The organism is Amphritea atlantica, from assembly GCA_024397875.1.
Classification (GTDB): domain Bacteria; phylum Pseudomonadota; class Gammaproteobacteria; order Pseudomonadales; family Balneatricaceae; genus Amphritea; species Amphritea atlantica_B.
Map to the genome: position 1 here is coordinate 2,290,894 of CP073344.1, position 23,473 is coordinate 2,314,366.

A 23,473-nucleotide genomic window follows, 5' to 3' on the forward strand; every position below is an offset into this window, starting at 1 on the left:
TATGTTGTTTTATCTCAGATTAAAGCAGTTATAAACCGCTAACGATTAAAATCAGGCGAGCATTGGAGCGCAATCACCGCAACCGCCCTCCCCGGCTACTTTTTGCGCCTGCCATCATAATCAGACTGCTGCGGGTATGTGAATGACACAAAGCGATTGCCAGCGCATCCGCCGCATCCGCCTGCGGCAGGCCCGGAAGTTTAAGAATTGATTTAACCATATGCTGCACCTGGGATTTATCCGCAGAGCCATTTCCTACCACCGCCTGTTTAACTTTTCGGGCAGCATACTCTGCCACCTCCAGCCCCTGATTAGCGCCGGCGACGATAGCCACTCCACGGGCCTGACCCAGCTTCAGGGCGGAATCCGGATTGCGCGCCATAAACACCTGCTCTATCGCCATTTCCTGGGGACAGTAGTGTTCAATAATCTCGGTGACGCCGGCATAAACCTGCTTCAGGCGTTCGGCAAGCTCATCCCCCTTGATTCGGATACAGCCACTGGCAACATATTCGTTCTTTGCGCCAATGGAATTGATAATACCGTAACCGGTGATCCGGGAGCCCGGATCTATTCCCAAAATCAACATAGCCGTATCATCAACTCAAAGTACTGTTTATTTATACAGAGTACAATACCCCAGATTTCACCATAAAAAAAGCCGTGCAGAGCACGGCTTGATGATTAACTGAAAAAATAACTTAAGGGGTCTTACGCAGCTTTATATTCAGTTCACGCAACTGGGCTGCACTGACCTCACCCGGAGCCTGAGTCATCATACAGGCAGAGCTCTGCGTTTTAGGGAAGGCAATCACTTCACGAATCGAATCGGTGCCGGTCATCAGCATAATCAGACGATCCAGACCAAATGCCAGACCACCGTGAGGTGGTGCACCGTATTTCAGTGCGTTTAGCAGGAAACCGAACTTGTCATCCGCTTCTTCATCAGAGATACCCAGAATTTCCAGCACTGATGACTGCATCTCCCGGTTATGGATACGGATCGAACCGCCACCCAGCTCACAACCATTCAGAACCATATCGTAGGCACGGGACAGGGCCTCAAGCGGATTCGCCTGCAGCTCTTCCGCAGTGCAACTCGGTGCGGTAAACGGATGGTGTAACGCGGTCAATCCAGCATTATCGGTCTCTTCGAACATCGGGAAGTCGACAACCCACAACGGTGCCCATTCACACTGAGCCATCTGCAGATCTTCTCCTGCCTTGATACGCAGTGCACCCAGTGCTTCAGAAACGATTTTCTCTTTATCAGCACCGAAGAACACGATATCGCCGTTTTGCGCACCCAGACGCTCCATAATCGCCATAGCAACCTCATCACCGAGGAACTTAACGATTGGAGACTGTAATCCTTCAACACCTTTCTCAAGCTCGTTGACCTTAATCCAGGCCAGACCTTTGGCACCGTAGATACCGACAAACTTAGTGTATTCATCAATGATCTTGCGGGTCAGCTGAGCGCCACCCGGTACTTTCAGTGCGGCGACACGACCTTTCGGGTCTTTAGCCGGACCGGCAAACACCTTAAACTCAATCTCAGCCATCAGATCGGCAACATCAACCAGCTCCATCGGGTAACGCAGGTCTGGCTTATCTGAACCGAACCGTTGCATAGCCTCAGAGTAAGGCATCCGCGGGAAGTCACCCAGATCAACGCCTTTCAGCTCAAGAAACAGCTTGCGGATCATCTTCTCAGTGATCCCCATAATCTCTTCCTCATCCATAAATGAGGTTTCAATATCGATCTGAGTAAATTCTGGCTGACGGTCAGCCCGCAGGTCTTCGTCACGGAAACACTTAGCAACCTGATAGTAACGGTCAAAACCGGCAACCATCAGCAGCTGCTTGAACAGCTGTGGAGACTGAGGCAGTGCAAAGAAGTGTCCCTCATGCACCCGGCTCGGTACCAGGTAGTCACGGGCTCCCTCAGGTGTTGCACGGTTCAGTATCGGGGTTTCAATATCCAGAAAGCCATGCTCGTCCATATAACTGCGGATCGCATTAGTCACCTTAGAACGGAAGCGCAGCTTTTCCTGCATCTCAGGACGACGCAGATCGATGTAACGATGACGCAGACGCACCTCTTCACCCACCTGCTGATGCTCATCCAGCTGAAAAGGAGGGGTTTCTGACTTATTCAGGATAACCAGTTCTTTACCCAGAACTTCGATCTCGCCAGTAGGCATATCCGGGTTTACAGTACCGTCCGGACGACCGCGAACAATACCTTTGACTTCAACAACATACTCATTACGGCAGCTGTCTGCCAGTGCGAAGCTCTCTTCGCGATCAGGGTCAAAAACTACCTGGGTAAGACCCTCACGGTCACGAAGATCCAGAAAGATAACCCCACCGTGATCGCGACGACGGTGAATCCACCCCGTCAGAGTAATTTCTTCGCCGATATGCTCTTTTCTGAGATCACCGCAATAATGACTGCGCATAGTTAAATGTTCCTGTTACTTAGCAAGCTGAATCGGTGTTTATTCAGACAATTAAAAATCAGTTACCGGATTCACTCTGGCCACCCGCCAGATTCTTTTTCTTACCGGTTTTAAAATCAGTCTCATACCAGCCGGTGCCGGACAATCTGAATCCTGCTGCGGATACTTTTTTAACCACATCAGCAGAATCACAACCAGCACAGGTGGGTGCCGGCGCATCAGATTTCAGCACCAGTTTTTCAAATTCATGACCACAATGACGGCATTCAAAATCGAAGATCGGCATAGTTAGCAGCTTTCCCCAGAAAATAGAGTACACCGCAAAGCAACCAGATTCGTTTCAGTCCTGTATTTACAAAAGCTGACAACATCAGCCGCCTTGCTCAGAAAACGGCGAATTATACCTGAATTATTGGCTCCTGACAGGGCCAATTAATGGATTTTAGAAGAGAAATCAGCTGATCAGATCTCTGGCAACAAAATTTACCTCCTGAGGCATCATCATCTGTAACTTCTGATGAATCTCCTGGATCTGGGCCTCAGTATAGGGCTTCGCAGCAGCAACTCCCCAGACCGGCGCAGGCCAGGCAACATCACTTTCAAAACGCACCACATGATGGATATGCAACTGTTTGACTATATTTCCCAGGGCAGCAATATTCATCTTATCGCCATCAAATACATCGTGAAGGTTTTCCGACAAAAATGAGGATTCGTGCAGCAACTGAGCCTGATCAGCCGGTGACAAATGGTAGATCTCGCTAGCTTCAGCACGTCGCGGCACCAGAATAAACCAGGGATAGTTGGCATCATTCATCAGCAACAAGCGGGACAAAGGGAAATCCCCCAGAGTAATACAATCATCAGCCAGGCGGGAATCCAGTTTAAACTCTAACTCCAGCTCATCCATTTTTATTCTCCTAGCGTAAATACAGATGCATACTTATTATACAAATTGAAAGGCAGGATACGACCGCCCATCAGCAAAAGATAATGCTTTATTATCGGATAGTTAGATAACAAATACCGCTCTGAACAGTATAGGACAATATGCCGCAATTCAATTTTTATAGCGCAATCGAACAGATCGGAGCCGAACGCTGGAATAGCCTGAGGAGCAGCGACTACCCTTTTCTCAGCTATGAATTCCTCTTTGCACTGGAACAGTCAGGTAGCGTTACCCCGGAGACGGGCTGGCAACCCTGCCACCTTGTGGTGACAGAAGCTGATCTGGCGATTGCAGTGATGCCGCTGTATCTCAAAAGCCACTCCTATGGTGAGTACGTTTTTGACTGGAGCTGGGCTGACGCTTATCAACGCAACGGAATAGAATACTACCCGAAACTGCTGACCGCGATTCCCTTCACCCCCTGCTATGGCCCACGCCTGATGTTTCACCGCAGCCTCGATAATGATCAGCAGGAACGCCTGACTCAACAGGTTGTGGCCGCCATGCAGCAACTGGCATCACAATACAACGCGTCGGGCTGGCACGGCCTGTTTCTGGATCAGGATTCCCGCCTGCTTGATAAAGACAAATACCCTGAACTGCACTATCGACTGGGAACTCAATACCACTGGTTTAATCGCAATTATCGGAATTTCGATGCGTTTCTTGAAACCTTCAGCTCGCGTAAACGTAAAAACCTGCGCAAGGAACGCAGCAAAATTGCTGAACACAATATTCAACATCGGTTTGTCAGCGGCGCACAACTCACCGATGCGATGCTCAGAGAATTTTATCAGTTCTACCAGATCACCTATCTGAAACGCGGCCGCAGCGGATATCTTAAAGAAGATTTCTTTCACCTGCTGAAAAACACCCTGGCAGAACAGGTTATCATCTGTTTTGCCTATGATATGAATCACAGCGAAACCGAAGCGGTTGCCGGCGCACTCTTTCTGCAGGACAGCAAGAACCTCTACGGCCGTTATTGGGGCGCTCTGGCGGAATATGACAGCCTGCATTTTGAAACCTGCTACTATCAGGGTATTGAATACTGTATTCGCCATCAGTTACAGCGCTTCGATCCGGGAGCTCAGGGAGAACACAAAATCCAGCGGGGGTTCGAACCAATAGAGACCTGGTCAGCCCACTGGCTTGCGCACCCGGGGTTTCATAAGGCGGTGAAACGGTTTACCGAAGAAGAGGAACAGATGTTACGACAGGAGATGGAATATCTCCGTCAGCGGCTACCCTTCAAGCAAGCTGAATAGCGAGGCCCGCCAACCACCACACAGGTTAAGGCTCTCGCGGCACTGAAATGATATCGCCAAATGAGAGATAGTCGGCGCCTCCCAGACGACCCAGAGGGTCTAACAACCTGGCATCAACGTTCAGTCGCCCTGTATCGCTCACGCTTACAATGCTGTCATCGATAAACATATTGCGCACCCGGCCAAAAATCAGAAACTGTGGTGAATTTCCAATCTCCCGGGTTTCATAAAGCTCACAATCCATCGCCACCCGGCAACCATCAACCCGCGGCAATGGTGAATTATTAAAAGGAGTCAGGGCTATTTCTGCCTCCCTTACTTCAGAGACACCTTCCGGCAACGTTTTAGCTGTTTGAGTCATCTTCTGCGCCTGGCCGCTATGCGCCAGATGCACCACAAAATTCTTGCGTTCAACGATATTCCGATAGGTATCTTTTAGGGAACCGTCAGGCTTATGGCCCACAGAAATCATGATGATCGGCGGGTCACTGCAAACCACTGAAAAAAATGAGAACGGCGCAAGATTATACTCAGCATTCTGATGTTCAGATAGAACCCAGGCCACCGGACGGGGCATGACTGTCTGCGTCAGGGCAAAATAGGCCTCAGAGGGGGAAATAGTATCGAACGTAATATCCATTTAAACCTTACAAAACAGAAGATTAAATTAATGAAACAGACCTGTTCTCCGATAACCGCGATATCTGTATTTGACTTATATTTCCATCGGGACTGTCGCGAATTATGATACAAAATAAACGACTTTTACATATAACCCTGAGATATATCAATAATTCATCAGTAAGAATAAAGCTATATAAAAAATACCCGGTTTAAATTAGAGAAAACAGACTCTGTTGCCTAGAATATTAGTACCGGTCCGTAGTACATATTTTCATATGGACCTCCAGACTTAGACTGACTTAAAAACATTACAATAAAAAGGGGACACGATCATGCTAACCTACCAAGAGTGCCTTGACCTTAGTGGCCTCACTCAGGATGAGGTTGAGGCCATAGCAGAACATGAGCACACAGACCCGATAATCGCCATGGCGATAGGTCATTACCTATGCTGCCATGATGGCGAGAGCAAAGTACGGAAGATCATACTGGATGATATCGCTAAAGCACAACGCAGAGGTGATGCAGCACATGAAAAGGTTCTTCGGAAGGTGTTGGAACACTTTGTCAGTACCCACCCAGAACAAATCGGCAAAATAACCAGAGCCAGCTGAATTACCCAGATCTTTCAAAGAGCCTATACTCGATATGAGTAGCAGGCTCTTTTAGCTTCCCCCTATCAATCGTAACCTCTCTGCTCTTTATCTCTGTCAAACGCACATTTCCGCCCCTTTTTTATTATTACAATCGACCTTTTCCTTTATAGTTATCACTGATGGCCGATAACTCTTTCATACTCAGGGCGCAAAACAGGCGTTTCATGGATCCGACCGATAAAGAGAACAAAGATCTGCGCAGATCACTTCACCTGCTAGCCAGCAAAGTTGAGCGGAATGAAGCGATCTTACACTCATTTTTTGAGATGGAACTCAGGCTACTCAGTTGCAGTAACCTCGCAGAACTGCTCAATCTTATCCTGATTGACTTTAAACAGCATTTCCAACTGACTGCTGTCAACCTTATCCTGCTCGATCCGGAGAACGCAGCCCGCGCCCTGCTGGAAGAGTATACTCCGCCGGAACCGGGACACAGCCTGCGCTTTGTAACCAATCAACGACTGCTTAAAAGTCTGTTTCCCTCCCCCAAATTAAGAATCGGAAAGCTGAGCCCTCAGCTAAAGAGCGTCGCCTTTCCCAGTAATCCCCATGTAATCAGCAGCGCCCTGCTACCACTTATTCGCCATGACTGTCTGATTGGCAGCCTGCATCTGGGCAGTAACGACTCCGCCCGCTACAGTGAACACTTTGATTATGACTATATAGGTCATCTGGCTTCAGTTATCTCAGTCTGTTTTGAAAACTGTATTAATCAACAGAATCTAAAGCGACTCAGCATTATCGATATGCTCACCAAGGTTAATAACCGGCGCGCATTCGATCAGGAGATAATCAGGGAGCTATCCAGAGCAAGCCGGCATAAAACGCCCCTGAGCTGTCTGTTTATTGATCTGGACTACTTCAAGCTGGTGAACGACAATTTCGGCCATCAGGTCGGCGATAAAGTGCTCCGCTCCGTTGGCCTGCTGTTAAAGCAAAACCTTCGAAAGACCGACTTTGTCGCCCGTTATGGTGGAGAGGAGTTTGCCATCCTGCTACCCAATTGCGATGCCGAAAAAGCAATTGAAATAGGCAACCAGTTACGCAATAAAATTCTCCACATGGTCATTCACAACAACGATAATGAGCCCTTCAGAGTGAGCGCATCGATAGGCGTCACCAGCTGCTGTTACGGAAGTTTTGCCTTCGACAACCTGGACGCTCAGGCACATGCACTGTTAAAAGCAGCAGATGAGGCGGTCTACCAGGCAAAAGAAAAAGGCAGAAACCGGATTGAATACCGCCCCCTGCCTGATATGAAACCTGAACTGTTCAGCAATATAAACAGCGACCTGAGATCTGTTTAACAGGGTACTGCTCAGTGCTACTGAATATCCCGTAATAGCTCAGAATAGAGATCAATGTAGCGCTGCTTTTGCTTTTCACCAAACAGTGGATCACTCCGCTTCGGCAGATGAGGCTCAAGCGCTTTCCACTGCTCCTCAGTGGCGACCTCATCTAATAACGGAAACAGCGTTCCCTCTTCCAGATTAAGATGCTCAATCTGATCATTAATAAAATGCTCAAGCTTGTCGCTAAACTGATCCATCGGCACCACTGCGTCACTCAGAATACAGTCAACCGCTTCGATAATCTCATGACTGCTTTTTTTCAGCTGTCGGTGCTCTTCAACACACTCGGATATCGCCTGATCCAATTCAGGACAACCTGAATCTTTGAAAAAAGCATACATCTGATCTTCCAGGGGATGGTGATAAGCATCCGCATAACTGGTGATGTAATCAACAGCATCTGCAAGCAATACAAAGTTGGGCATTTCCCCCTGCTTCAGCTTTTCCAGCTTATTTCCCAACACAGCCAGCAACTTATTAAGGTTGACATGATCCTGGTGCAATTCATTCAATAATGTCATAACGACCTCCTGTGAGATAAAGACACTATACCTCAGCTTTGTTAAAGGGTCTTGACGGGAATCAAACAGAAACCCTTCACGCTCTAAGCAACTGGTTCAATTCAGCCAGCGTACCAACCCTGAGGTCGGTCAACTCAGGCCACTCCCGGTCGCGTCTCTGGTCAACATGGATGGTAGTCACACCAGCCGCACGCCCCACTTCCAGGTCATAACGAAAGTCGCCCACCATCACCGCCTCATCAGGACGGCCCCCCCACTGGCTCAGCAACAGATTTACCCCCTGTGGGTCTGGCTTTGCCAGCGCATCATCCCGCCCCAATACTGCAGCAGAATTAAACAGGTGGCTTACTCCGATAACCTCAAGACAGTGCAGCGCCACCTCACGCTTATTGCGGGTAAGAATCCCCAACAGGCAACCCTGCGATTTCAGAAATTCCAGACACTCATTAACACCGATGGCAGGCTTCACCTGATCAGCATAGAAATACTCCCATTGATCAAGCTGATGATTCAGCTCGCTCTGCTCAGATTCAGGCCTTTCAGCGATGGTCGCCAGAATATCACATCCCGCCGGCAGCCCCAGCTCTGAACGAATCTGCTCAAAATCATGCACTGGATGAGTCAATGTGCCATCCAGATCAAATACCCAATAGCCCGCCTTGCGGATACTCTCAATCATTCGTTGTGTTCATCCGCCGGATTGAGGTTTTCAGTCAACTGATCCAGCCGGGTACGAATATCCCGCATAATTTCAAGCCGGCCCGCGGGGTTACCATTCTGTGCCAGCAGCAATGATTCCAGCCCGGCAATACTGTCCTGGGAGTCCCGCAAAGCCTGCAGCATATTGCGCGAGCGTTTTTTCGCGCTGTCGGTCATCTGATCAACCCGGGTAAGCGTCCGGCGAACCTGGTTATCAAGCTCTTCGAGATGAATCACCAAGTGCTCCATTCCGGATCCAAACGCATGATCCATCTGCCCCAGTCGCTGCTCTAACTGCGCGACAGCTTCACGAAACCGGGTGAGAAACAGTTCACCTTCACGATCCATAAACATCGCCAGCAGCTCTTCGGGATAGAGCGCCCGGGAGCGGGCATCGGCCCGAATAGCATATTCACCCCGCTGAGTGCAGTAGGGCCGCTTACTGCCTGAGGGGATTTCAATTCGGAAAAAGGGTTTGTTGCTGATATTTTCGACCACCAGCTCAATATCAACGATGGGATAGCAGTCGGTCGCCTTATTGATCAGACTGAGCCGGGCACTGTCGTCCACATCACAACCGACCACCTGTCCCCGCTGCAAACCATCGATGTTGGTATACTCATCAACCCCAACCAGAATAGCCCCACCCTGAGGTGAATTAGCAAAAGAAACCAGGTCGCGACTTTTTATACCATTAATTTCGCGTTTGAAATCAACATCGACCCCCTCAGGCTTTGCCAGCAGGCTCTTTGCCCGCCGGCTGATCCGCTTGTATTCGCGCTTAACCGGCATCAGACGAACCCTTTAGCCATAAATTTCATCGGCGAAGGGATCGATGGGATTTGCCAGCACCCGGTCATCGCGAAAATAAAGGATACGTCCTTCAAAGGTCAGGCCTTTAGAGGAAAACCAGCGCAACACCTCCTCCCTGCCTTCATCGATCTGAAAGCTGGAATACCAGGCAGAGCCTATACGGTAAAAATAGAGTCCGAACAGTGCTGCAGCGGCGCCCAGAAAAAAATCGGAGCCCGGACTGAATAGCAATGCCACCAGTCCTGCCAGCCAGACCCGGCTGGCCCGGGACTGTTTTAAGTTAGTAAACGCATCATCGTACTGATCCTGATACTTCAGATAACGACGATAGTTCTGCTGCAGTTCAAATTTATCCTGTTCCGGGATCGTACGTTCCATTTTATTACCCTTTTTCTACAGGCCTTAGTTTATAAAAACCTTATTCAGCCAGACTTTTAGTCAATACTTCAAAAACATCCCGGGACAGATCGCCACTGCGGTTGATCCGCTCCAGCTCAGCTTTCATCAACGCACTACGCTGAGACGGATAGCGCTTCCAGCGAGTTAGCGGTGTCAGCAACCGTGATGCGATCTGGGGATTCTGTTTATTTAATACAATAATCTGATCCGCCAGAAAACGGTAGCCACTACCATCAGAATTATGGAAATTCAGCATATTCTGGGCGCAAAAGACCGATACCAGCGAGCGTATCTTATTCGGGTTAGCGCCATCGTAAGCCGGATGCTGTTGCAGTGTCTGCACCCGTGCCAGCGCCCCCTCTTTAGGATCACTTGCCTGAACCGCCAGCCACTGATTAACCACCAGCGATTCATTTTTCCAGCGCTGATAGAAAGTTTCCAACGCCTCATCAGCCTGCGCCTTAAACCCGGAGTGAACAATAAGCGTGAGCGCCGTCTGACTGTCAGTCATATTGTCGGCCTGACGGAACTGCTGCTGCGCCAGCTCGAGATATTCCTGCTTCTCAGTAGCCATCAGGTAAGACAACGCAAGGCTCTTCAGGCTTCGGCGAGCCACAGAGGCGGCGTCAGGGCTATAGGGGTCTGCGGTATTGTTGTCCTGATAAACCCTGAGGAACAGTGGCTCGAGCTGATTGGCAATGGAATCCCTGACAAAACGACGAACCCGGTAGATCGCATCAACATCGATCACCTCAGCCAACTCGCTGAGGTAGGCTTCTGACGGCAGTGTCAGCACTTTGGCAACCATCGCCCTATCCAGCGTGGTGTCACTCAGCACCTGCTCATAGGCATCAACCAGCGCCGGATCAAGTATCAGCTCCCGCCCTTGCTGATGATCGGTAATCAACTCATTCATAATACCTACCGCCAACTGCTGTGCGGCATCCCAGCGATTAAACCCATCGCTGTCATGCTGCATCAGAAACACCAACTGCTCACGGCTGTAGGGGAACGTCAACTTTACCGGTGCAGAGAAGCCCCGCAGTAATGAAGGAACCGGCTCTACCGGGATATTATCAAAAACAAAACTCTGCTCAGTGGCAATAAACTCCAGCACCTCAGTGTTTGCACCGCCCTGCAGCGGTATATCCTGTCCCTGGCTATCGAGCAGACCCACGGCAACGGGAATCAAAAACGGCTGCTTTGTCGCCATATCGGGGGTTGCCGGGCAGCTCTGATGCATATGCAGCGTATAGCGCTGATTTTGCGCATCATACTCACCGGTCACAGAAACCTTCGGCGTTCCTGACTGACTGTACCAGAGCTTAAACCGGCTCATATCACGACCGGAGACATCGGCCATCGCCTGAACAAAGTTATCGGTCGTCACCGCCTGGCCATCATGACGTTTAAAATAGAGATCTGAACCTTTACGGAAGGTCTCCGCCCCCAACAGGGTATGCAGCATACGCACCACCTCACAACCTTTCTCATACACTGTCAGCGTATAAAAGTTGGAGATCTCGATAAATGAAGCGGGACGAACCGGATGAGACATCGGACCGGCATCCTCCGCAAACTGCGCCGTGCGCAACAGGGTAACATCCTCGATCCGTTTGACCGTTTGGGAGTTCATATCCGCTGAGAACTGCGAATCACGGAAAACAGTAAAGCCCTCTTTAAGGCTCAGTTGGAACCAGTCCCGACAGGTTACCCGGTTACCGGACCAGTTATGAAAATACTCATGGGCCACAACCCCTTCTACCCGTTGAAAGCCTGCGTCAACGGTCGTTTCAGCATGCGCAAGCACGCAGGAGGTATTGAAAATGTTAAGGCCTTTATTCTCCATCGCTCCCATATTAAAGAAGTCGACTGCGACGATCATAAAGATATCCAGGTCGTACTCTCGACCATAGACCTCTTCATCCCATTTCATCGAGTGTTTCAAAGAGGTCATGGCATACTCAAGCTTATCCAGATCCTTCTCTTCAGCAAAGATCTTCAGCACGACATGACGTCCTGAACAGGTGGTATAACGATCCTCGATAAACTCAAGATCACCGCCGACAAGGGCAAACAGATACGCTGGTTTGGGAAACGGGTCCTGCCATCTGACCCAGTGCCGGCCATCATCCTCTTCACCCGCATCGACCATATTGCCATTCGACAACAACACCGGATAGCGCTGTTTATCCGCTACAATCGTGGTTTCAAACAGCGCCATTACATCAGGGCGATCCGGATAAAAAGTAATACGTCGGAAGCCTTCTGCTTCACACTGTGTGCAAAACATACCATCAGATTTATAGAGCCCTTCCAGCGCAGTATTATTCTGCGGCTCGATACGTGTAATACATTCAAGGGTGAAAGTGTCTGGCAGATTCGGGATACTCAGCTGCTCACCCAGCCGGCGGTAATCCTTTTCGCTGAGCACTTCACCATCGATACTCAGCCGCTGTAATTCAAGTGTCTCATGTCCATCCAGTACCAGAGGGTGCTGACGGTTCGCAGAATCAGGGTTGCGGGAGTAGCGAACCTGAGAACGAACCAGCGTTTGCTCCTCTTCCAGTTCAAAACGCAACTCGGTTTGCTCCACCAGAAAAGCGGGAACCTCATAATCTTTTAAATAGATAACACTCGGTTGCTCTGTAGCTGACTGACTCATTCACACACCCTGCAATAACAATCAAACAATTAACTAGAAACGCACCTTCGAATACGGCCTGATAAGATTCAGACCGCGATACCCACTCAAAGGTTTCCCTAACCTCAGGCGCTGAACTCAACCTGATAGGCAGTAAACTTTCTGAGGTTGATCACCCCGGTATCCAGAATCAGATACTGCCCTTTGATCCCCTGTAAGACGCCCTCAACGACAGGCGTTTTATCAAAACTCAGACTGGTCACTTTAGCCGGGAAGTTGAGCACCGGATAGTTAAGTTCCAGCACTTCGGCCTCGGGAAGACGCTGAATCGCCTGTAAGCCAAAGCGATCTTCCAGCTCCGTTAAGCCGGTTTGACACAACGCCATCAGGCGATCACGCTCAGCATAGAGATCAATAGGGTCTACCTGACCTTTAAGCATCGCCCGCCAGTTGGTTTTATCGGTCACATGCGCGGCAAAAACCTGTTCAGCAAGGCCAGACTGAAAACGGGTATCGACCCGCAGCACTGGCAGCGCCTGAATCGCCCCCTGATCAATCCAGCGCGTCGGAATCTGAGTTCCCCGGGTTATCCCCACTTTGACGCCTGAAGAGTTTGCCAGATAGACATAATGGCTCTGAAAACAGAACTGCTCACCCCAGGAAGGATCCCTGCAGGTCCCCTGATCATAATGGCACTTTTCAGGGCTCATAATACAAATGTCACACTGAGGAAGTTTTTTAAAGCAGGGGTAGCAATAACCCTGAGCAAAACTTTTACTCGTTTTCCGGCCACAATGAGTACAGTTAATCTGCCCCAGAAAACTGAATTTTACAGGCTGTCCAAGATAGCTGTTTAAATCAACCAACTGATCATCCAGTTTCAGCTGATACCGTATCTGAGGGCCGATCTCAGCTGGCATTTTAACCAGCGCCCCCTGTGCTATAACGTCCATCAATTATCGTTCAGGATTTTCAGAACCTGCGGTTCCAGTGGATCGGAACCGTGCTGACTGCCATCTTTTTTGGTCCGTTCGATAAACCCGGTACGCTCATGCTCAGGCAGTTTGGTTTCATCATAGGCTATCACTGCCCGCAAGCTGGTTTCTCGCTGCTCATCGGTCAGACGATCGCCATTAGGCCACTTACCCAGCTCTACAGCCCGCTTCAGGCTCTGGTACACCTCAGGCGTCATCGCCTCAATCATCTTTTTAAAATTCATTCATTAGCCTCCACAGTGGGCTGATATATTACCACAGGGTCTGGCAGCAGTTCGATGTCACTCTGCGTCGAATTTTTCATCGTTTGATCAGCTTTACCAAGGGCACAACCACAAGCCCCGCTATCAGCCCGGCCAGATGCGCGGTATTCGCAATAGAACCAAGCCCCAGAGCGTCCAGCGCGCCGGAAAAACCCAGCACCAGCCATAACAGCATAAAGCCCATCAAGGCCGGAGGCATACCGATCATCTGTGCCGGCCTGAGCCGGTCCCAGAACCAGGCAAACCCAAGCAATGCAAACACGAAGCCAGACATTCCGCCAAACATCGGACCACTCACCCAGAACTGAGCAATATTGGAAGCCAGCGCAGAAAACAGAAACAACCCCAGCAGTACCGGCCAGCCCAGACAGATCTCAATCCGCCGTCCTACGACCCAGACCCAAAGCAGATTAAAGAGTATATGCGGCAGATTAAAATGCATAAAAGCCGGTGTGAATAACCGCCATACCTGTCCACCGGAAACCGATGTCAGTAGGTCTGAGTAATAGACCTTATTTCCCTGCACATGAAACTCGACAATGGTGAACCAGCTCATCACCTGTATGTTATCGCCCAGGGAGACCATCATAGTAATGATGACACTCACCGCGATCAGCAGCAGACTCAGCCAGGTTTTGAAAACAACTTGCAGCCCACCCGGCCTGTCATTCAGCTGAACCTGCAAGCCGGAAAGATCAGCGCCCTGTTGCCACAGCTGATACAGTTGAGCGATCTGCTCTGCATTAACGTTGTAGGGAACCAATAACAGCTGCTCTTCACCCTGTTCCAGCACCCGGTGAGGAATTTTATGCTGCCATAGTATGGCAGTAAAACCAGACAGATCCTGATCGAGCGAAACCCGAAATACTTCATTCATACGATCACAATGTGTAACAGAGGGTATTCAGGATTCATCTCTGATCTCCTTCAGCACATCAACCCAGATAAACTTCTTCGGATCAATCTCTGTTTCCTGGTCCAGCCGATACGCCACCAATTTACCAAACTTAACAGCACTATAATCGATGCAGGCAACATTCGGCGCAACAGGTCTGGGCTCACCGTCACACCAGTAGTGACCAATAAAAAGCAGTGGCTCATCGGTACTGTAGTACAACAGATCCTGATAGTCCTGATCCGTCAGCGGCATACGCGCCACATGCTCAGGTAAAGGGTCTGGCTGAAACACGACATCGACATAATAGTGGGGCTTTTCTGACCAGAATTTGGTGCGGAAAAAGCGGCGTTTATAACCATCTTTACTCACCATAACTTCGTTATTGGGCATCCGCAGATGAGTACCGCGCAACAAACGATCCATTGTCTCCCACTCGGGCGTATCATGATGGGCAGAACGGTGCAGATAATCATCATCAATCCGATTCCCCCCCTGCGTTTGCAAAAACTGGTCTATGTGCTGCTGAGACCAGCAGGCATGCACCACCCGGAACTGTTCATATTCCAGAAACAGAGGCATCTCCTTGATCCACTGCAGAAACTCCTTCTGCTCCTGCGGGTAGTTTGCGAACTGCTCAAGCGTTTCATTCAGAATACGCAGATGTCGCCGATTGTGAGTCCTCAGATATTCCATACCAGATCCCGGCAATCCGGGCGTCAGATAAGAGAGGTAATTAAACTCATGATTGCCCATTACTATCTGAGCATATCCGGCATCAACCATATCCCGGACAATATGCAGCGCCTCTCGAATACGCGGCCCCCGGTCGACAATATCCCCCAGAAAAACAGCCTGGCGTTGTGGATGCTGATAGACACCCGCTTTTTTGCTATAACCCAGTTTTTTTAATAACAACTGAAGCGATAATGCACAGCCATGTACATCTCCGATCAGGTCATACCCTTGATAACGATTCCCCATAGGCACCCCGGCTACTCTCCCAACTTGGTCGCCCAACCAAGCTTTTCCCGACAGGTCTTATAGAAGTTATGACTGAGAGGATGCAGTAGCTTCAGCTTATGCGGTTTTTTATGAATAGTAATAGTATCTCCGGGAGCACAGTTAATATGCTTCTGCCCATCACAACTGACCGTCGGATAGGTTTCATTATTATCACTGATAACCAATTTAAGCTCACTGTTGCCGTCCACCACAATAGGCCGACTGGATAGGGTATGGGGGAACATTGGCACCAATACCAACGCATCAAGACGCGGATGCATAATCGGCCCACCACCTGACAACGCATACGCTGTGGAACCTGTCGGCGTGGCGACAATCAGGCCATCAGATCGCTGCGTGTAAACAAACTGGCCTTCGATATAGAGTTCAAACTGAATCATTCTGGCAGACTTCCCCGGGTGTAATACACAGTCGTTCAACCCGGTTGACTCACCGATAGGCTCACCATTACGCTTCACCAGCACATCGATCAGAAAGCGACGATCAACAGTATACTGACCATTCAACACCTCACCGACTTTCTCTTCGATCTCTGCCGGCGAAATATCAGTCAGGAAGCCAAGGTTACCCCGGTTAACCCCCAACACCGGCACATTTGATTGCGCCAGATTGCGGGCAGCCCCCAACAAACTACCATCGCCTCCGACAACCACCACCAGATCACAGACCTCCCCCATCAAACGGGAAGAACTGGTTTGCTGTCCATGACCAGGCATCACCGCAGCGATTTTTTCATCAAGAATCGGAGTCAGACCCTGCTCATCAAGAAAGCGGATCAGATGCTTCAGGGTATCAATAACCTTGGTGCTACCCAGACGCCCTATCAAACCAATATTACGAAAGTTATCCATTGCCACTCCACTGAAACCGATGATTACAACGCAATCACGCCTATCCGATTGTTTTTAAACATTATACTCATATTTTTAGCTGTTTAGCTGCCCGCATCAACCCTTTTAACTCAGGATTCTGACCCACAACATTAAAGTAACTTTTTATTCAGGAGACCCTCCATTCCCCTTAACCCCTGCATACCGCCTGTATGAATCAGCATTACCCGGGTTCCCGGGAGCAACTCACCCCGCATCAGTTTCCGCTGCAGCGCCAGAAACGCCTTACCACTGTAAACCGGCTCCAGCCTGACACCACTACACTCAGCAAAATACTTCATCGCCAGCGCCAGCTCCACAGAAACCCTGGCATACCCACCCTCGTGACAATCAAGCGCCAACGACCAGCCTCCCGGGTCACTCACGCAGGCCTGAGCTAAAAGACCTCGAATATCCTCATAGAGAAACGCTCCGCCTTTCAGCGCCGACACCCCCAGCAGCTCAACACCTTTCGGCTTATCTGCAATCAGCCCGGCCAGAGTCCCCCCGGTACCGCAGGCACAACAGATCAGATGATAATCGGCCGCATTAAACAAAGAGAGAATCTCACGGCACCCGGCAACCACCCATTCACCTGAACCACCTTCCGGCAAATAGTGAAAATCTCCATATTTGTCATGCATCCGGGCAACAAACTGCTGATCATTCTTATTACGATATTCAGCTCTGGAAACAAACTCCAGTTTCATCCCCCAGCCAGCTGCATCAATTAAAGTTTGCGAGAGCTGAGCCGGCCGCTCACCACGAATCACTCCGATCGTTTCAATCCCCTGCTCATATCCAGCAAAGGCCAGCGCATGAATATGGTTTGACCAGGCACCACCAAAGCTGAGCACCCGGTGACAACCAGAAGCCAGCACCGCTTCAACCGCGTACTTTAACTTGAACCACTTATTACCACTGATAAGAGGATGAACGAGATCGAGGCGCAACAGATCAAGCTGAACCCCTGCCTTGTTAAAGTCCGGCAGATCAACCGTTGTAACAGAAACATTGGGATATTGCGGCAGCGCTGCCGGGTGAATTTTCATAAAGCGTTAAAGAACCTGACACATTTTCATCATCAAACCAGCATAGGATAGCTGCCACGAAGAAAGGAGGAATAAAATGGAAGAGTACACAGAAGAGCTTCTGCTGGAAAGACTCAACGAAGAGTTTGAAGATGATAACGAATATGACGACGGGGAGGAGATGTAAACCCAGAAGCAAATAATTAAGCTTAATTCTGGCTGGCCGCAAACTGCCTTACACAGTCACCACCTGCTTGTTTCGCGCTATACATCGCCATATCAGCCTTCTGAACGAAAAAATCAACCGGTTCCGCTCCCGAACAGGATGCAACCCCCAGACTCATTGAAACAGTAACCGCATCATGATGAAACGAAGCCGGCGAATAGCTACACTCCAGATTAAACAACTGTCGCACCCGATCAGCCAACTGACAGGCATCGTCCCGTGAGGTGTTCGGCAGCAACAACATAAATTCATCCCCCCCATACCGGAACGCCTGATCCGACTCCCTTAACCCATCCCGGAGTACACGGCCAATCAGACGCACAATCTGATCGCCTTCAAGATGCCCAAGCTTATCATTAACCTGCTTAAAACCATCGAGATCAATGCACACCAGACTCAGCTCTCCACCATAGCGCTTGACACGCATCATCTCACTGGAAACCTGAACATAGAAGTGACGCTGATTATACAAACCACTCAGATCATCGGTAATTGACTGCTTTAATAAGGTGGTTTCCAGCGCTTTCTGGCGCGTCATATCATGAAAAAAACCCACACTTCCACGATACTCCCCCTGCTTCATCAGCACAGCCGCCGAAAGACGGATAGGAACTCTGTCCCGATCACTATTAAGCACATAGGTTTCATATCCCTCTATGCGCCCGACACCATAAAACGACTCATCCATCATCAGCCGCATGATTTTCCTTGCCTCAGCATCACTGGGATAGATCTGACGTATACTCATTTTCCCAATTACCTGATCAGCCGAATACCTCAGCAAGTTTTCAGCTGAAGGATTAAACACAGAGATAACTCCGCGACGGTTGATTGCGATAACCGGATCAGGACAAATTGAAACCAATTCCGCCTGATTAATATTAACATGCATCTGATTCAGGCCTGCAGCCACTATGATAAACCTCAACCGAACGGCTGTTTTTGTAATGAACAAATCAGGCAGAGGAAAAAATAACTGGCATTTATATCACGTTAAGCCAATAAGCGCCTGCACTGATTACTCAAAATGGCAGAAAGATCGACGTATACTGAGAAAAAGAAGAACCGAGATTTTCTGGGCAAAAGCAACAAACTAGAAAACCAGAAGCCAAGCCCTGGAACAATGCCAACTGACCCACAAGCATACTTCAAAGGAAAGGCGCAGAATTAAAAGACCCCAGAGCCGGGATTCGACAGCCGTAGCAACGATATCTGACAGGCAGTTATCATTGAAAGGGATAATTCACGGATCAGAGTGAATTGCACCACGAACCGTGACTATGAAAGATGAAATAAAGACGATCCAACCTTTCATCTTTTTAAAAAAAGTGGCGGAATGGACGGGACTCGAACCCGCGACCCCCTGCGTGACAGGCAGGTATTCTAACCAACTGAACTACCACTCCGCATTGTACGGGACTCGAACCCGCGACCACCATCCCCACACATGTGACAGACCGGCAATCGAACCATTTGAAACACCACTTTACAGTGGTTGAAGCTTTCGCTTCAGCTTAGTGGTGGGCGTGGAGAGGCTTGAACTCCCGACATTCGCCTTGTAAGGGCGACGCTCTCCCAACTGAGCTACACGCCCACTAAGCATTTGGCTTATTACGATCTCTTCAGCACTTCGAAAAGAAAGAAACATATAGCAGCAGATCGGGCGGACTTCACCGCGAACCGTTACTATGGAAAATGACTGGCAGGAATTCTAACCTTTCATCTTCAAATAGTGGCGGAATGGACGGGACTCGAACCCGCGACCCCCTGCGTGACAGGCAGGTATTCTAACCAACTGAACTACCACTCCGCATTGTACGGGACTCGAACCCGCGACCACCATCCCCACACATGTGACAGACCGGCAATCGAACCATTTGAAACACCACTTTACAGTGGTTGAAGCTTTCGCTTCAGCTTAGTGGTGGGCGTGGAGAGGCTCGAACTCCCGACATTCGCCTTGTAAGGGCGACGCTCTCCCAACTGAGCTACACGCCCACTAAGCATTTGGCTTATTACGATCTCTTCAGCACTTCGAAAAGAAAGAAACATATAGCAGCAGATCGGGCGGACTTCACCGCGAACCGTTACTACGGAAAATGACTGGCAGGAATTCTAACCTTTCATCTTCAAATAGTGGCGGAATGGACGGGACTCGAACCCGCGACCCCCTGCGTGACAGGCAGGTATTCTAACCAACTGAACTACCACTCCGCATTGTACGGGACTCGAACCCGCGACCACCATCCCCACACATGTGACAGACCGGCAATCGAACCATTTGAAACACCACTTTACAGTGGTTGAAGCTTTCGCTTCAGCTTAGTGGTGGGCGTGGAGAGGCTCGAACTCCCGACATTCGCCTTGTAAGGGCGACGCTCTCCCAACTGAGCTACACGCCCACTAAGCATTTGGCTTATTACGATCTCTTCAGCACTTCGAAAAGAAAGAAACATATAGCAGCAGATCGGGCGGACTTCACCGCGAACCGTTACTACGGAAAATGACTGGCAGGAATTCTAACCTTTCATCTTCAAATAGTGGCGGAATGGACGGGACTCGAACCCGCGACCCCCTGCGTGACAGGCAGGTATTCTAACCAACTGAACTACCACTCCGCATTGTACGGGACTCGAACCCGCGACCACCATCCCCACACATGTGACAGACCGGCAATCGAACCATTTGAAACACCACTTTACAGTGGTTGAAGCTTTCGCTTCAGCTTAGTGGTGGGCGTGGAGAGGCTCGAACTCCCGACATTCGCCTTGTAAGGGCGACGCTCTCCCAACTGAGCTACACGCCCACTAAGCATTTGGCTTTTTACGATCTTTTCAGCACTTCGAAAAGAAAGAAACATACAGTAGCAGATCGGGCGAACTTCACCGCGAGCCGTTACTATGGAAAATGACTGGCAGGGATTCTAACCTTTCATCTTCAAATAGTGGCGGAATGGACGGGACTCGAACCCGCGACCCCCTGCGTGACAGGCAGGTATTCTAACCAACTGAACTACCACTCCGCATTGCACGACCACCACATCTACCTTACAGCGACAGACGGGCTACCGGCCAATGAAACTTACGTTTCGTATTCGATCTGGTGGGCGTGGAGAGGCTCGAACTCCCGACATTCGCCTTGTAAGGGCGACGCTCTCCCAACTGAGCTACACGCCCCAAATCGAGAGCCGAATTGTAAGGATTTTGTTTGGCATGTCAAACGTTTATCTTAAAATATTTTCATCATCATGCATGCCCGCCCCTGCCAGCCAAGGGTCAGATGCATTGATGTTTTACACCAACCCTCATTTACTCTGGTAAACTCAACAACTCCATGGCCTTACGGCTCAACAGACCAACCACTGCGGTAGCGGACCAGACAAAGATGCGCCAGACCCTGATTGAAAAAATTGATCTATTTATTGAACAAGCGCTTAGCCTGCAACTCAGTCAGACAGGCCGACTGCCCTTAACCATTCACGACCCGGAGTGGCCCTCAGAATGTCTCCAGCAGCCCTCTGAATCTGGCCATCAAATACCCTGGAAGCCAGTCCTGCAGTCACCGGACAACAATTCCTGCCATGATATGTTAGATCGCCTGGAAGCAGCATTGGGATACAGCATCCACCAGGATCTTCGCACCTGGTACAGCCGTTACTGGTCTGATCCACTTCCGGCAACCTCTGACTGGGGCGATCTGAGCCTGCTTTTTCTGTGGAGCGAAAAAGATTGTGAACGTCTGCGTGGGAACCTGATAGGCCACTTGCTGACTAAGCAGAAGCAAAAACAACCTGCTACCCTGTTTTTTGCCTGCACCGAACCCGATGGCGAGAAATTTTTATCAATCGACAACCAGACCGGAGAGGTATGGCTGGAACAACCAGGCAAAAAACCGATAATGAAGCTAGCAGATTCACTGGAAGCCTTTCTGGGGAAACTAACCCCCAAACCGATCCCCGACATGGAGTAACAAACATGCGCAAAGCCATAATTTCGGTATTCACCAGCATCTTCCTGCTGTCAGGATGCAGTACGTTTAAGCCACATCAGATATCAGTTGAACCACTGAATCCGACGATTACATCGCAGTCCGCTCTGCCAGCGAACCTTCAGATAGAGGTGCACAGCAAAGATATGCGCAGCTCCGATATTATTGGTTACCGTATCAGTCGTTTCAGCGACCGGGCAGAGGTCAGCCTTCCCCTGCCCGCCACTGAAGCACTGATACAGGGCACCAGAGCCGCAGTGATAAAGCTGGGAGCGATTCCGGCACCATCAGCCAACACCAGACTAACGGTTGAACTGTCAAATCTGGAATACAGCGCCACACAGAGCGCGCTGCAATCAGTCATCCTGAATGCCACAATTAAAGTGACCGCAGAGAAAAACAGTAAGTTTCTCAGCGGCAACTACAGTACCCAGAAAGAGTATCAGCATCTAGCCACCCCCTCTCTGGAGGACAATCAGAAGATGGTCAATGAGATCCTGCTGCTGACAATCAGCCGGGCTTTTAATGACGCCAAGCTGATCAATTTCCTCGCCAGGTAACCGCGGAGTTACCAACCCACCGTGTAAGACAACAGCCGGCTGATGTGTGCCATCGGCCGGCCCGACTCCTCCTGCCACTGATTAAAACAGTCCTGCACCTTTCGCAGATCCCGCTGCGCCGTAGGCGCCTTATCAATAACATCCTGCGCCTTAAGCGCCGCCACCACGTCATCGGTGAGAATAAATGTATCCTTACCAACCTGGCGCAAAAAGTAAGCACCTGACTTACCGCCCAGTTGCTGCCCCTGTTTTTTCAGCAGAGCCCAAAGCCCGGTAATATCGGTCACCGGCCAGTCCGCAATAAAATTAGCAAAACTGCCATGCTGTGCCGCCAGTTCGGTCACCATCATCGCATTTGCGCGGACCGATTTAATCTTACCCCAGTGACGGATAATCTGATCATTCTGCATCAGATTCTCCAGTTGATCATCGCTCATCAGAATAATCTTATCAGGATCAAAGCCATAGAAAGCCTGCTCAAACGCCGGCCACTTTGCATCGACCACCGAATGCTTGATCCCTGCACGGAATACCCGCAGACAGAGCTGGGACAGTAACCGATCATCCCCCGTCGCCTTGAGTGCTTCCGCTGACTTTACCTGTGGCAGCAAGGCCTCGACATCCTGTCCCGCTTTATGGGCCGCCACATGCTCATAGATCCATTTAAACGATTTCACGGGTCAGCTCTCCTCTGAGTGAAAATCGATAGAGACTGAGTTGATACAGTAACGCATACCTGTTTCGGTTGGCCCGTCCGGGAATAGATGCCCCAGATGTGCACCACAATTACTGCACACCACTTCGGTGCGGATCATGCCGTGGGAGGCATCCCGGTTTTCGGTTATATTCTCAGCCACCGCAGGGGCATCAAAACTCGGCCAGCCACATCCCGCATCAAACTTGCTATCACTGCTGAACAACTCTTCGCCACAGGCAATACAATGATACTTTCCGTCTCTGAAAAACTGATCATACTGACCCGTTCCTGGCCCCTCAGTACCCTTCTGCCGACAGACATAGTATTGCTCTGGAGTCAGCTGCTCGCGCCACTCCGATTCAGTTTTTTTTACTTTAAAATCATCACCTGCCATAACAAACTCCAATACAGATAGGTAAAACGAAAAGATCAATCTGTTACTGTGCAATATCCGTGAAACAGCGTATTATTCCGAGCCTTCGGCAAGCTGTTATCACGCATAATTTTATGCCTCTTACCGATAATAGAATATTA

24 protein-coding genes and 10 tRNA genes are annotated in these 23,473 nt (G+C 49.7%); 5 read left to right on the forward strand and 29 right to left on the reverse strand.

Annotated features, from left to right (window positions below):
• Positions 1-73: 73 nt before the first annotated feature.
• The 4 genes from ruvC to KDX31_10550 all read right to left on the reverse strand — a co-directional run bounded on the left by ruvC (position 74) and on the right by KDX31_10550 (position 3,375).
• Positions 74-589: a crossover junction endodeoxyribonuclease RuvC gene (gene ruvC, locus KDX31_10535; GenBank protein ID UTW01814.1), complete on the reverse strand. Its 516-nt coding sequence runs from the start codon at positions 587-589 to the stop codon at positions 74-76.
• A 112-nt stretch (positions 590-701) separates the two neighbouring features.
• Positions 702-2,465, reverse strand: a complete 1,764-nt coding sequence (aspS, locus tag KDX31_10540) for an aspartate--tRNA ligase (GenBank protein UTW01815.1) — start codon at positions 2,463-2,465, stop codon at positions 702-704.
• Between the two features lie 58 nt (positions 2,466-2,523).
• Positions 2,524-2,751 carry a zinc ribbon domain-containing protein gene (locus tag KDX31_10545; GenBank protein ID UTW01816.1) on the reverse strand — a complete coding sequence of 76 codons (228 nt, stop codon included), beginning with the start codon at positions 2,749-2,751 and terminating at the stop codon, positions 2,524-2,526.
• A 168-nt stretch (positions 2,752-2,919) separates the two neighbouring features.
• On the reverse strand, positions 2,920-3,375 hold the full coding sequence (locus KDX31_10550) for an HIT domain-containing protein (protein UTW01817.1): 456 nt from the start codon (positions 3,373-3,375) through the stop codon (positions 2,920-2,922).
• A gap of 140 nt (positions 3,376-3,515) precedes the next feature.
• On the opposite strand from KDX31_10550, the gene KDX31_10555 reads away from it, so the two are divergent.
• Positions 3,516-4,682: an N-acetyltransferase gene (locus KDX31_10555; protein ID UTW01818.1), complete on the forward strand. Its 1,167-nt coding sequence runs from the start codon at positions 3,516-3,518 to the stop codon at positions 4,680-4,682.
• 25 nt (positions 4,683-4,707) lie between these two features.
• On the opposite strand, the gene KDX31_10560 is transcribed toward KDX31_10555, so the two are convergent.
• Positions 4,708-5,322, reverse strand: coding sequence for a flavin reductase family protein (locus KDX31_10560; protein UTW01819.1), 615 nt, complete (start codon positions 5,320-5,322; stop codon positions 4,708-4,710).
• Positions 5,323-5,638: 316 nt separating this feature from the next.
• Here KDX31_10560 and KDX31_10565 point away from each other — a divergent pair, with 316 nt between their 5' ends.
• Together KDX31_10565 and KDX31_10570 are read left to right on the forward strand one after the other, a co-directional pair.
• The gene (locus tag KDX31_10565; GenBank protein UTW01820.1) at positions 5,639-5,920 is read left to right on the forward strand and encodes a hypothetical protein; all 282 of its coding nucleotides are present in this window, start codon (positions 5,639-5,641) and stop codon (positions 5,918-5,920) included.
• Between the two features lie 206 nt (positions 5,921-6,126).
• Positions 6,127-7,269, forward strand: coding sequence for a sensor domain-containing diguanylate cyclase (locus tag KDX31_10570; protein UTW01821.1), 1,143 nt, complete (start codon positions 6,127-6,129; stop codon positions 7,267-7,269).
• 17 nt (positions 7,270-7,286) lie between these two features.
• Here KDX31_10570 and KDX31_10575 read toward each other — a convergent pair whose 3' ends face one another.
• The 22 genes from KDX31_10575 to KDX31_10680 all read right to left on the reverse strand — a co-directional run bounded on the left by KDX31_10575 (position 7,287) and on the right by KDX31_10680 (position 20,871).
• Complete coding sequence (locus KDX31_10575) at positions 7,287-7,835, reverse strand: hemerythrin domain-containing protein (protein ID UTW01822.1); 549 nt, start codon at positions 7,833-7,835, stop codon at positions 7,287-7,289.
• A 76-nt stretch (positions 7,836-7,911) separates the two neighbouring features.
• Positions 7,912-8,514: an HAD family hydrolase gene (locus KDX31_10580; GenBank protein ID UTW01823.1), complete on the reverse strand. Its 603-nt coding sequence runs from the start codon at positions 8,512-8,514 to the stop codon at positions 7,912-7,914.
• A complete protein-coding gene (locus tag KDX31_10585; GenBank protein ID UTW01824.1) occupies positions 8,511-9,326 on the reverse strand; it encodes a putative DNA binding domain-containing protein in 816 nt (271 codons plus the stop codon). Before KDX31_10585 ends, KDX31_10580 begins: the two co-directional genes overlap by 4 nt.
• A gap of 12 nt (positions 9,327-9,338) precedes the next feature.
• Positions 9,339-9,725: a hypothetical protein gene (locus KDX31_10590; GenBank protein UTW01825.1), complete on the reverse strand. Its 387-nt coding sequence runs from the start codon at positions 9,723-9,725 to the stop codon at positions 9,339-9,341.
• A gap of 40 nt (positions 9,726-9,765) precedes the next feature.
• Positions 9,766-12,411: an aminopeptidase N gene (gene pepN, locus KDX31_10595; protein ID UTW01826.1), complete on the reverse strand. Its 2,646-nt coding sequence runs from the start codon at positions 12,409-12,411 to the stop codon at positions 9,766-9,768.
• A 104-nt stretch (positions 12,412-12,515) separates the two neighbouring features.
• Positions 12,516-13,343, reverse strand: a complete 828-nt coding sequence (locus KDX31_10600) for a DUF2797 domain-containing protein (GenBank protein UTW01827.1) — start codon at positions 13,341-13,343, stop codon at positions 12,516-12,518.
• Positions 13,343-13,609 carry a DUF1315 family protein gene (locus KDX31_10605; GenBank protein ID UTW01828.1) on the reverse strand — a complete coding sequence of 89 codons (267 nt, stop codon included), beginning with the start codon at positions 13,607-13,609 and terminating at the stop codon, positions 13,343-13,345. The genes KDX31_10600 and KDX31_10605 overlap by 1 nt, the downstream gene beginning before the upstream one ends.
• A 76-nt stretch (positions 13,610-13,685) precedes the next feature.
• On the reverse strand, positions 13,686-14,525 hold the full coding sequence (locus KDX31_10610; GenBank protein UTW01829.1) for a rhomboid family intramembrane serine protease: 840 nt from the start codon (positions 14,523-14,525) through the stop codon (positions 13,686-13,688).
• Positions 14,526-14,552: 27 nt separating this feature from the next.
• Complete coding sequence (locus KDX31_10615; protein ID UTW01830.1) at positions 14,553-15,527, reverse strand: metallophosphoesterase; 975 nt, start codon at positions 15,525-15,527, stop codon at positions 14,553-14,555.
• Between the two features lie 11 nt (positions 15,528-15,538).
• Positions 15,539-16,420 (reverse strand): NAD(+) kinase, encoded by an 882-nt coding sequence (locus tag KDX31_10620; protein UTW01831.1) that lies wholly within the window; start codon positions 16,418-16,420, stop codon positions 15,539-15,541.
• A gap of 131 nt (positions 16,421-16,551) precedes the next feature.
• Entirely contained in the window at positions 16,552-17,490 is a 939-nt protein-coding gene (locus KDX31_10625) for a pyridoxal-phosphate dependent enzyme (GenBank protein UTW01832.1), read from the reverse strand.
• Positions 17,491-17,678: 188 nt separating this feature from the next.
• On the reverse strand, positions 17,679-18,587 hold the full coding sequence (locus KDX31_10630) for a sensor domain-containing diguanylate cyclase (GenBank protein UTW01833.1): 909 nt from the start codon (positions 18,585-18,587) through the stop codon (positions 17,679-17,681).
• Positions 18,588-19,024: 437 nt separating this feature from the next.
• Positions 19,025-19,101 (reverse strand) — tRNA-Asp (locus KDX31_10635).
• A gap of 112 nt (positions 19,102-19,213) precedes the next feature.
• Positions 19,214-19,289 (reverse strand) — tRNA-Val (locus KDX31_10640).
• Positions 19,290-19,428: 139 nt separating this feature from the next.
• Positions 19,429-19,505 (reverse strand) — tRNA-Asp (locus KDX31_10645).
• A gap of 112 nt (positions 19,506-19,617) precedes the next feature.
• A tRNA-Val gene (locus tag KDX31_10650) sits at positions 19,618-19,693 on the reverse strand.
• Between the two features lie 139 nt (positions 19,694-19,832).
• A tRNA-Asp gene (locus tag KDX31_10655) sits at positions 19,833-19,909 on the reverse strand.
• 112 nt (positions 19,910-20,021) lie between these two features.
• A tRNA-Val gene (locus KDX31_10660) sits at positions 20,022-20,097 on the reverse strand.
• Between the two features lie 139 nt (positions 20,098-20,236).
• A tRNA-Asp gene (locus tag KDX31_10665) sits at positions 20,237-20,313 on the reverse strand.
• Between the two features lie 112 nt (positions 20,314-20,425).
• A tRNA-Val gene (locus KDX31_10670) sits at positions 20,426-20,501 on the reverse strand.
• A gap of 139 nt (positions 20,502-20,640) precedes the next feature.
• Positions 20,641-20,717: transfer RNA gene (locus tag KDX31_10675), tRNA-Asp, on the reverse strand.
• A gap of 78 nt (positions 20,718-20,795) precedes the next feature.
• Positions 20,796-20,871 (reverse strand) — tRNA-Val (locus KDX31_10680).
• A gap of 208 nt (positions 20,872-21,079) precedes the next feature.
• Between KDX31_10680 and syd the strand changes: the two genes are divergently transcribed.
• Positions 21,080-21,664: a SecY-interacting protein gene (syd, locus tag KDX31_10685; GenBank protein ID UTW01834.1), complete on the forward strand. Its 585-nt coding sequence runs from the start codon at positions 21,080-21,082 to the stop codon at positions 21,662-21,664.
• A 5-nt stretch (positions 21,665-21,669) separates the two neighbouring features.
• Positions 21,670-22,242: a hypothetical protein gene (locus KDX31_10690; GenBank protein ID UTW01835.1), complete on the forward strand. Its 573-nt coding sequence runs from the start codon at positions 21,670-21,672 to the stop codon at positions 22,240-22,242.
• 8 nt (positions 22,243-22,250) lie between these two features.
• On the opposite strand, the gene KDX31_10695 is transcribed toward KDX31_10690, so the two are convergent.
• Positions 22,251-22,919, reverse strand: coding sequence for a DNA-3-methyladenine glycosylase I (locus KDX31_10695; protein UTW01836.1), 669 nt, complete (start codon positions 22,917-22,919; stop codon positions 22,251-22,253).
• Positions 22,920-22,922: 3 nt separating this feature from the next.
• Positions 22,923-23,333 carry a peptide-methionine (R)-S-oxide reductase MsrB gene (gene msrB, locus KDX31_10700; protein ID UTW01837.1) on the reverse strand — a complete coding sequence of 137 codons (411 nt, stop codon included), beginning with the start codon at positions 23,331-23,333 and terminating at the stop codon, positions 22,923-22,925.
• Positions 23,334-23,473: the final 140 nt, after the last annotated feature.

What these genes read in the sequence shown, in the direction of transcription:
- ruvC (UTW01814.1), bottom strand. Translation starts at nt 589, where the DNA reads ATGTTGATTTTGGGAATAGATCCGGGCTCCCGGATCACCGGTTACGGT.
- aspS (UTW01815.1), bottom strand. Translation starts at nt 2,465, where the DNA reads ATGCGCAGTCATTATTGCGGTGATCTCAGAAAAGAGCATATCGGCGAA.
- KDX31_10545 (UTW01816.1), bottom strand. Translation starts at nt 2,751, where the DNA reads ATGCCGATCTTCGATTTTGAATGCCGTCATTGTGGTCATGAATTTGAA.
- KDX31_10550 (UTW01817.1), bottom strand. Translation starts at nt 3,375, where the DNA reads ATGGATGAGCTGGAGTTAGAGTTTAAACTGGATTCCCGCCTGGCTGAT.
- KDX31_10555 (UTW01818.1), top strand. Translation starts at nt 3,516, where the DNA reads ATGCCGCAATTCAATTTTTATAGCGCAATCGAACAGATCGGAGCCGAA.
- KDX31_10560 (UTW01819.1), bottom strand. Translation starts at nt 5,322, where the DNA reads ATGGATATTACGTTCGATACTATTTCCCCCTCTGAGGCCTATTTTGCC.
- KDX31_10565 (UTW01820.1), top strand. Translation starts at nt 5,639, where the DNA reads ATGCTAACCTACCAAGAGTGCCTTGACCTTAGTGGCCTCACTCAGGAT.
- KDX31_10570 (UTW01821.1), top strand. Translation starts at nt 6,127, where the DNA reads ATGGATCCGACCGATAAAGAGAACAAAGATCTGCGCAGATCACTTCAC.
- KDX31_10575 (UTW01822.1), bottom strand. Translation starts at nt 7,835, where the DNA reads ATGACATTATTGAATGAATTGCACCAGGATCATGTCAACCTTAATAAG.
- KDX31_10580 (UTW01823.1), bottom strand. Translation starts at nt 8,514, where the DNA reads ATGATTGAGAGTATCCGCAAGGCGGGCTATTGGGTATTTGATCTGGAT.
- KDX31_10585 (UTW01824.1), bottom strand. Translation starts at nt 9,326, where the DNA reads ATGCCGGTTAAGCGCGAATACAAGCGGATCAGCCGGCGGGCAAAGAGC.
- KDX31_10590 (UTW01825.1), bottom strand. Translation starts at nt 9,725, where the DNA reads ATGGAACGTACGATCCCGGAACAGGATAAATTTGAACTGCAGCAGAAC.
- pepN (UTW01826.1), bottom strand. Translation starts at nt 12,411, where the DNA reads ATGAGTCAGTCAGCTACAGAGCAACCGAGTGTTATCTATTTAAAAGAT.
- KDX31_10600 (UTW01827.1), bottom strand. Translation starts at nt 13,343, where the DNA reads ATGGACGTTATAGCACAGGGGGCGCTGGTTAAAATGCCAGCTGAGATC.
- KDX31_10605 (UTW01828.1), bottom strand. Translation starts at nt 13,609, where the DNA reads ATGAATTTTAAAAAGATGATTGAGGCGATGACGCCTGAGGTGTACCAG.
- KDX31_10610 (UTW01829.1), bottom strand. Translation starts at nt 14,525, where the DNA reads ATGAATGAAGTATTTCGGGTTTCGCTCGATCAGGATCTGTCTGGTTTT.
- KDX31_10615 (UTW01830.1), bottom strand. Translation starts at nt 15,527, where the DNA reads ATGGGGAATCGTTATCAAGGGTATGACCTGATCGGAGATGTACATGGC.
- KDX31_10620 (UTW01831.1), bottom strand. Translation starts at nt 16,420, where the DNA reads ATGGATAACTTTCGTAATATTGGTTTGATAGGGCGTCTGGGTAGCACC.
- KDX31_10625 (UTW01832.1), bottom strand. Translation starts at nt 17,490, where the DNA reads ATGAAAATTCACCCGGCAGCGCTGCCGCAATATCCCAATGTTTCTGTT.
- KDX31_10630 (UTW01833.1), bottom strand. Translation starts at nt 18,587, where the DNA reads ATGCATGTTAATATTAATCAGGCGGAATTGGTTTCAATTTGTCCTGAT.
- syd (UTW01834.1), top strand. Translation starts at nt 21,080, where the DNA reads ATGCGCCAGACCCTGATTGAAAAAATTGATCTATTTATTGAACAAGCG.
- KDX31_10690 (UTW01835.1), top strand. Translation starts at nt 21,670, where the DNA reads ATGCGCAAAGCCATAATTTCGGTATTCACCAGCATCTTCCTGCTGTCA.
- msrB (UTW01837.1), bottom strand. Translation starts at nt 23,333, where the DNA reads ATGGCAGGTGATGATTTTAAAGTAAAAAAAACTGAATCGGAGTGGCGC.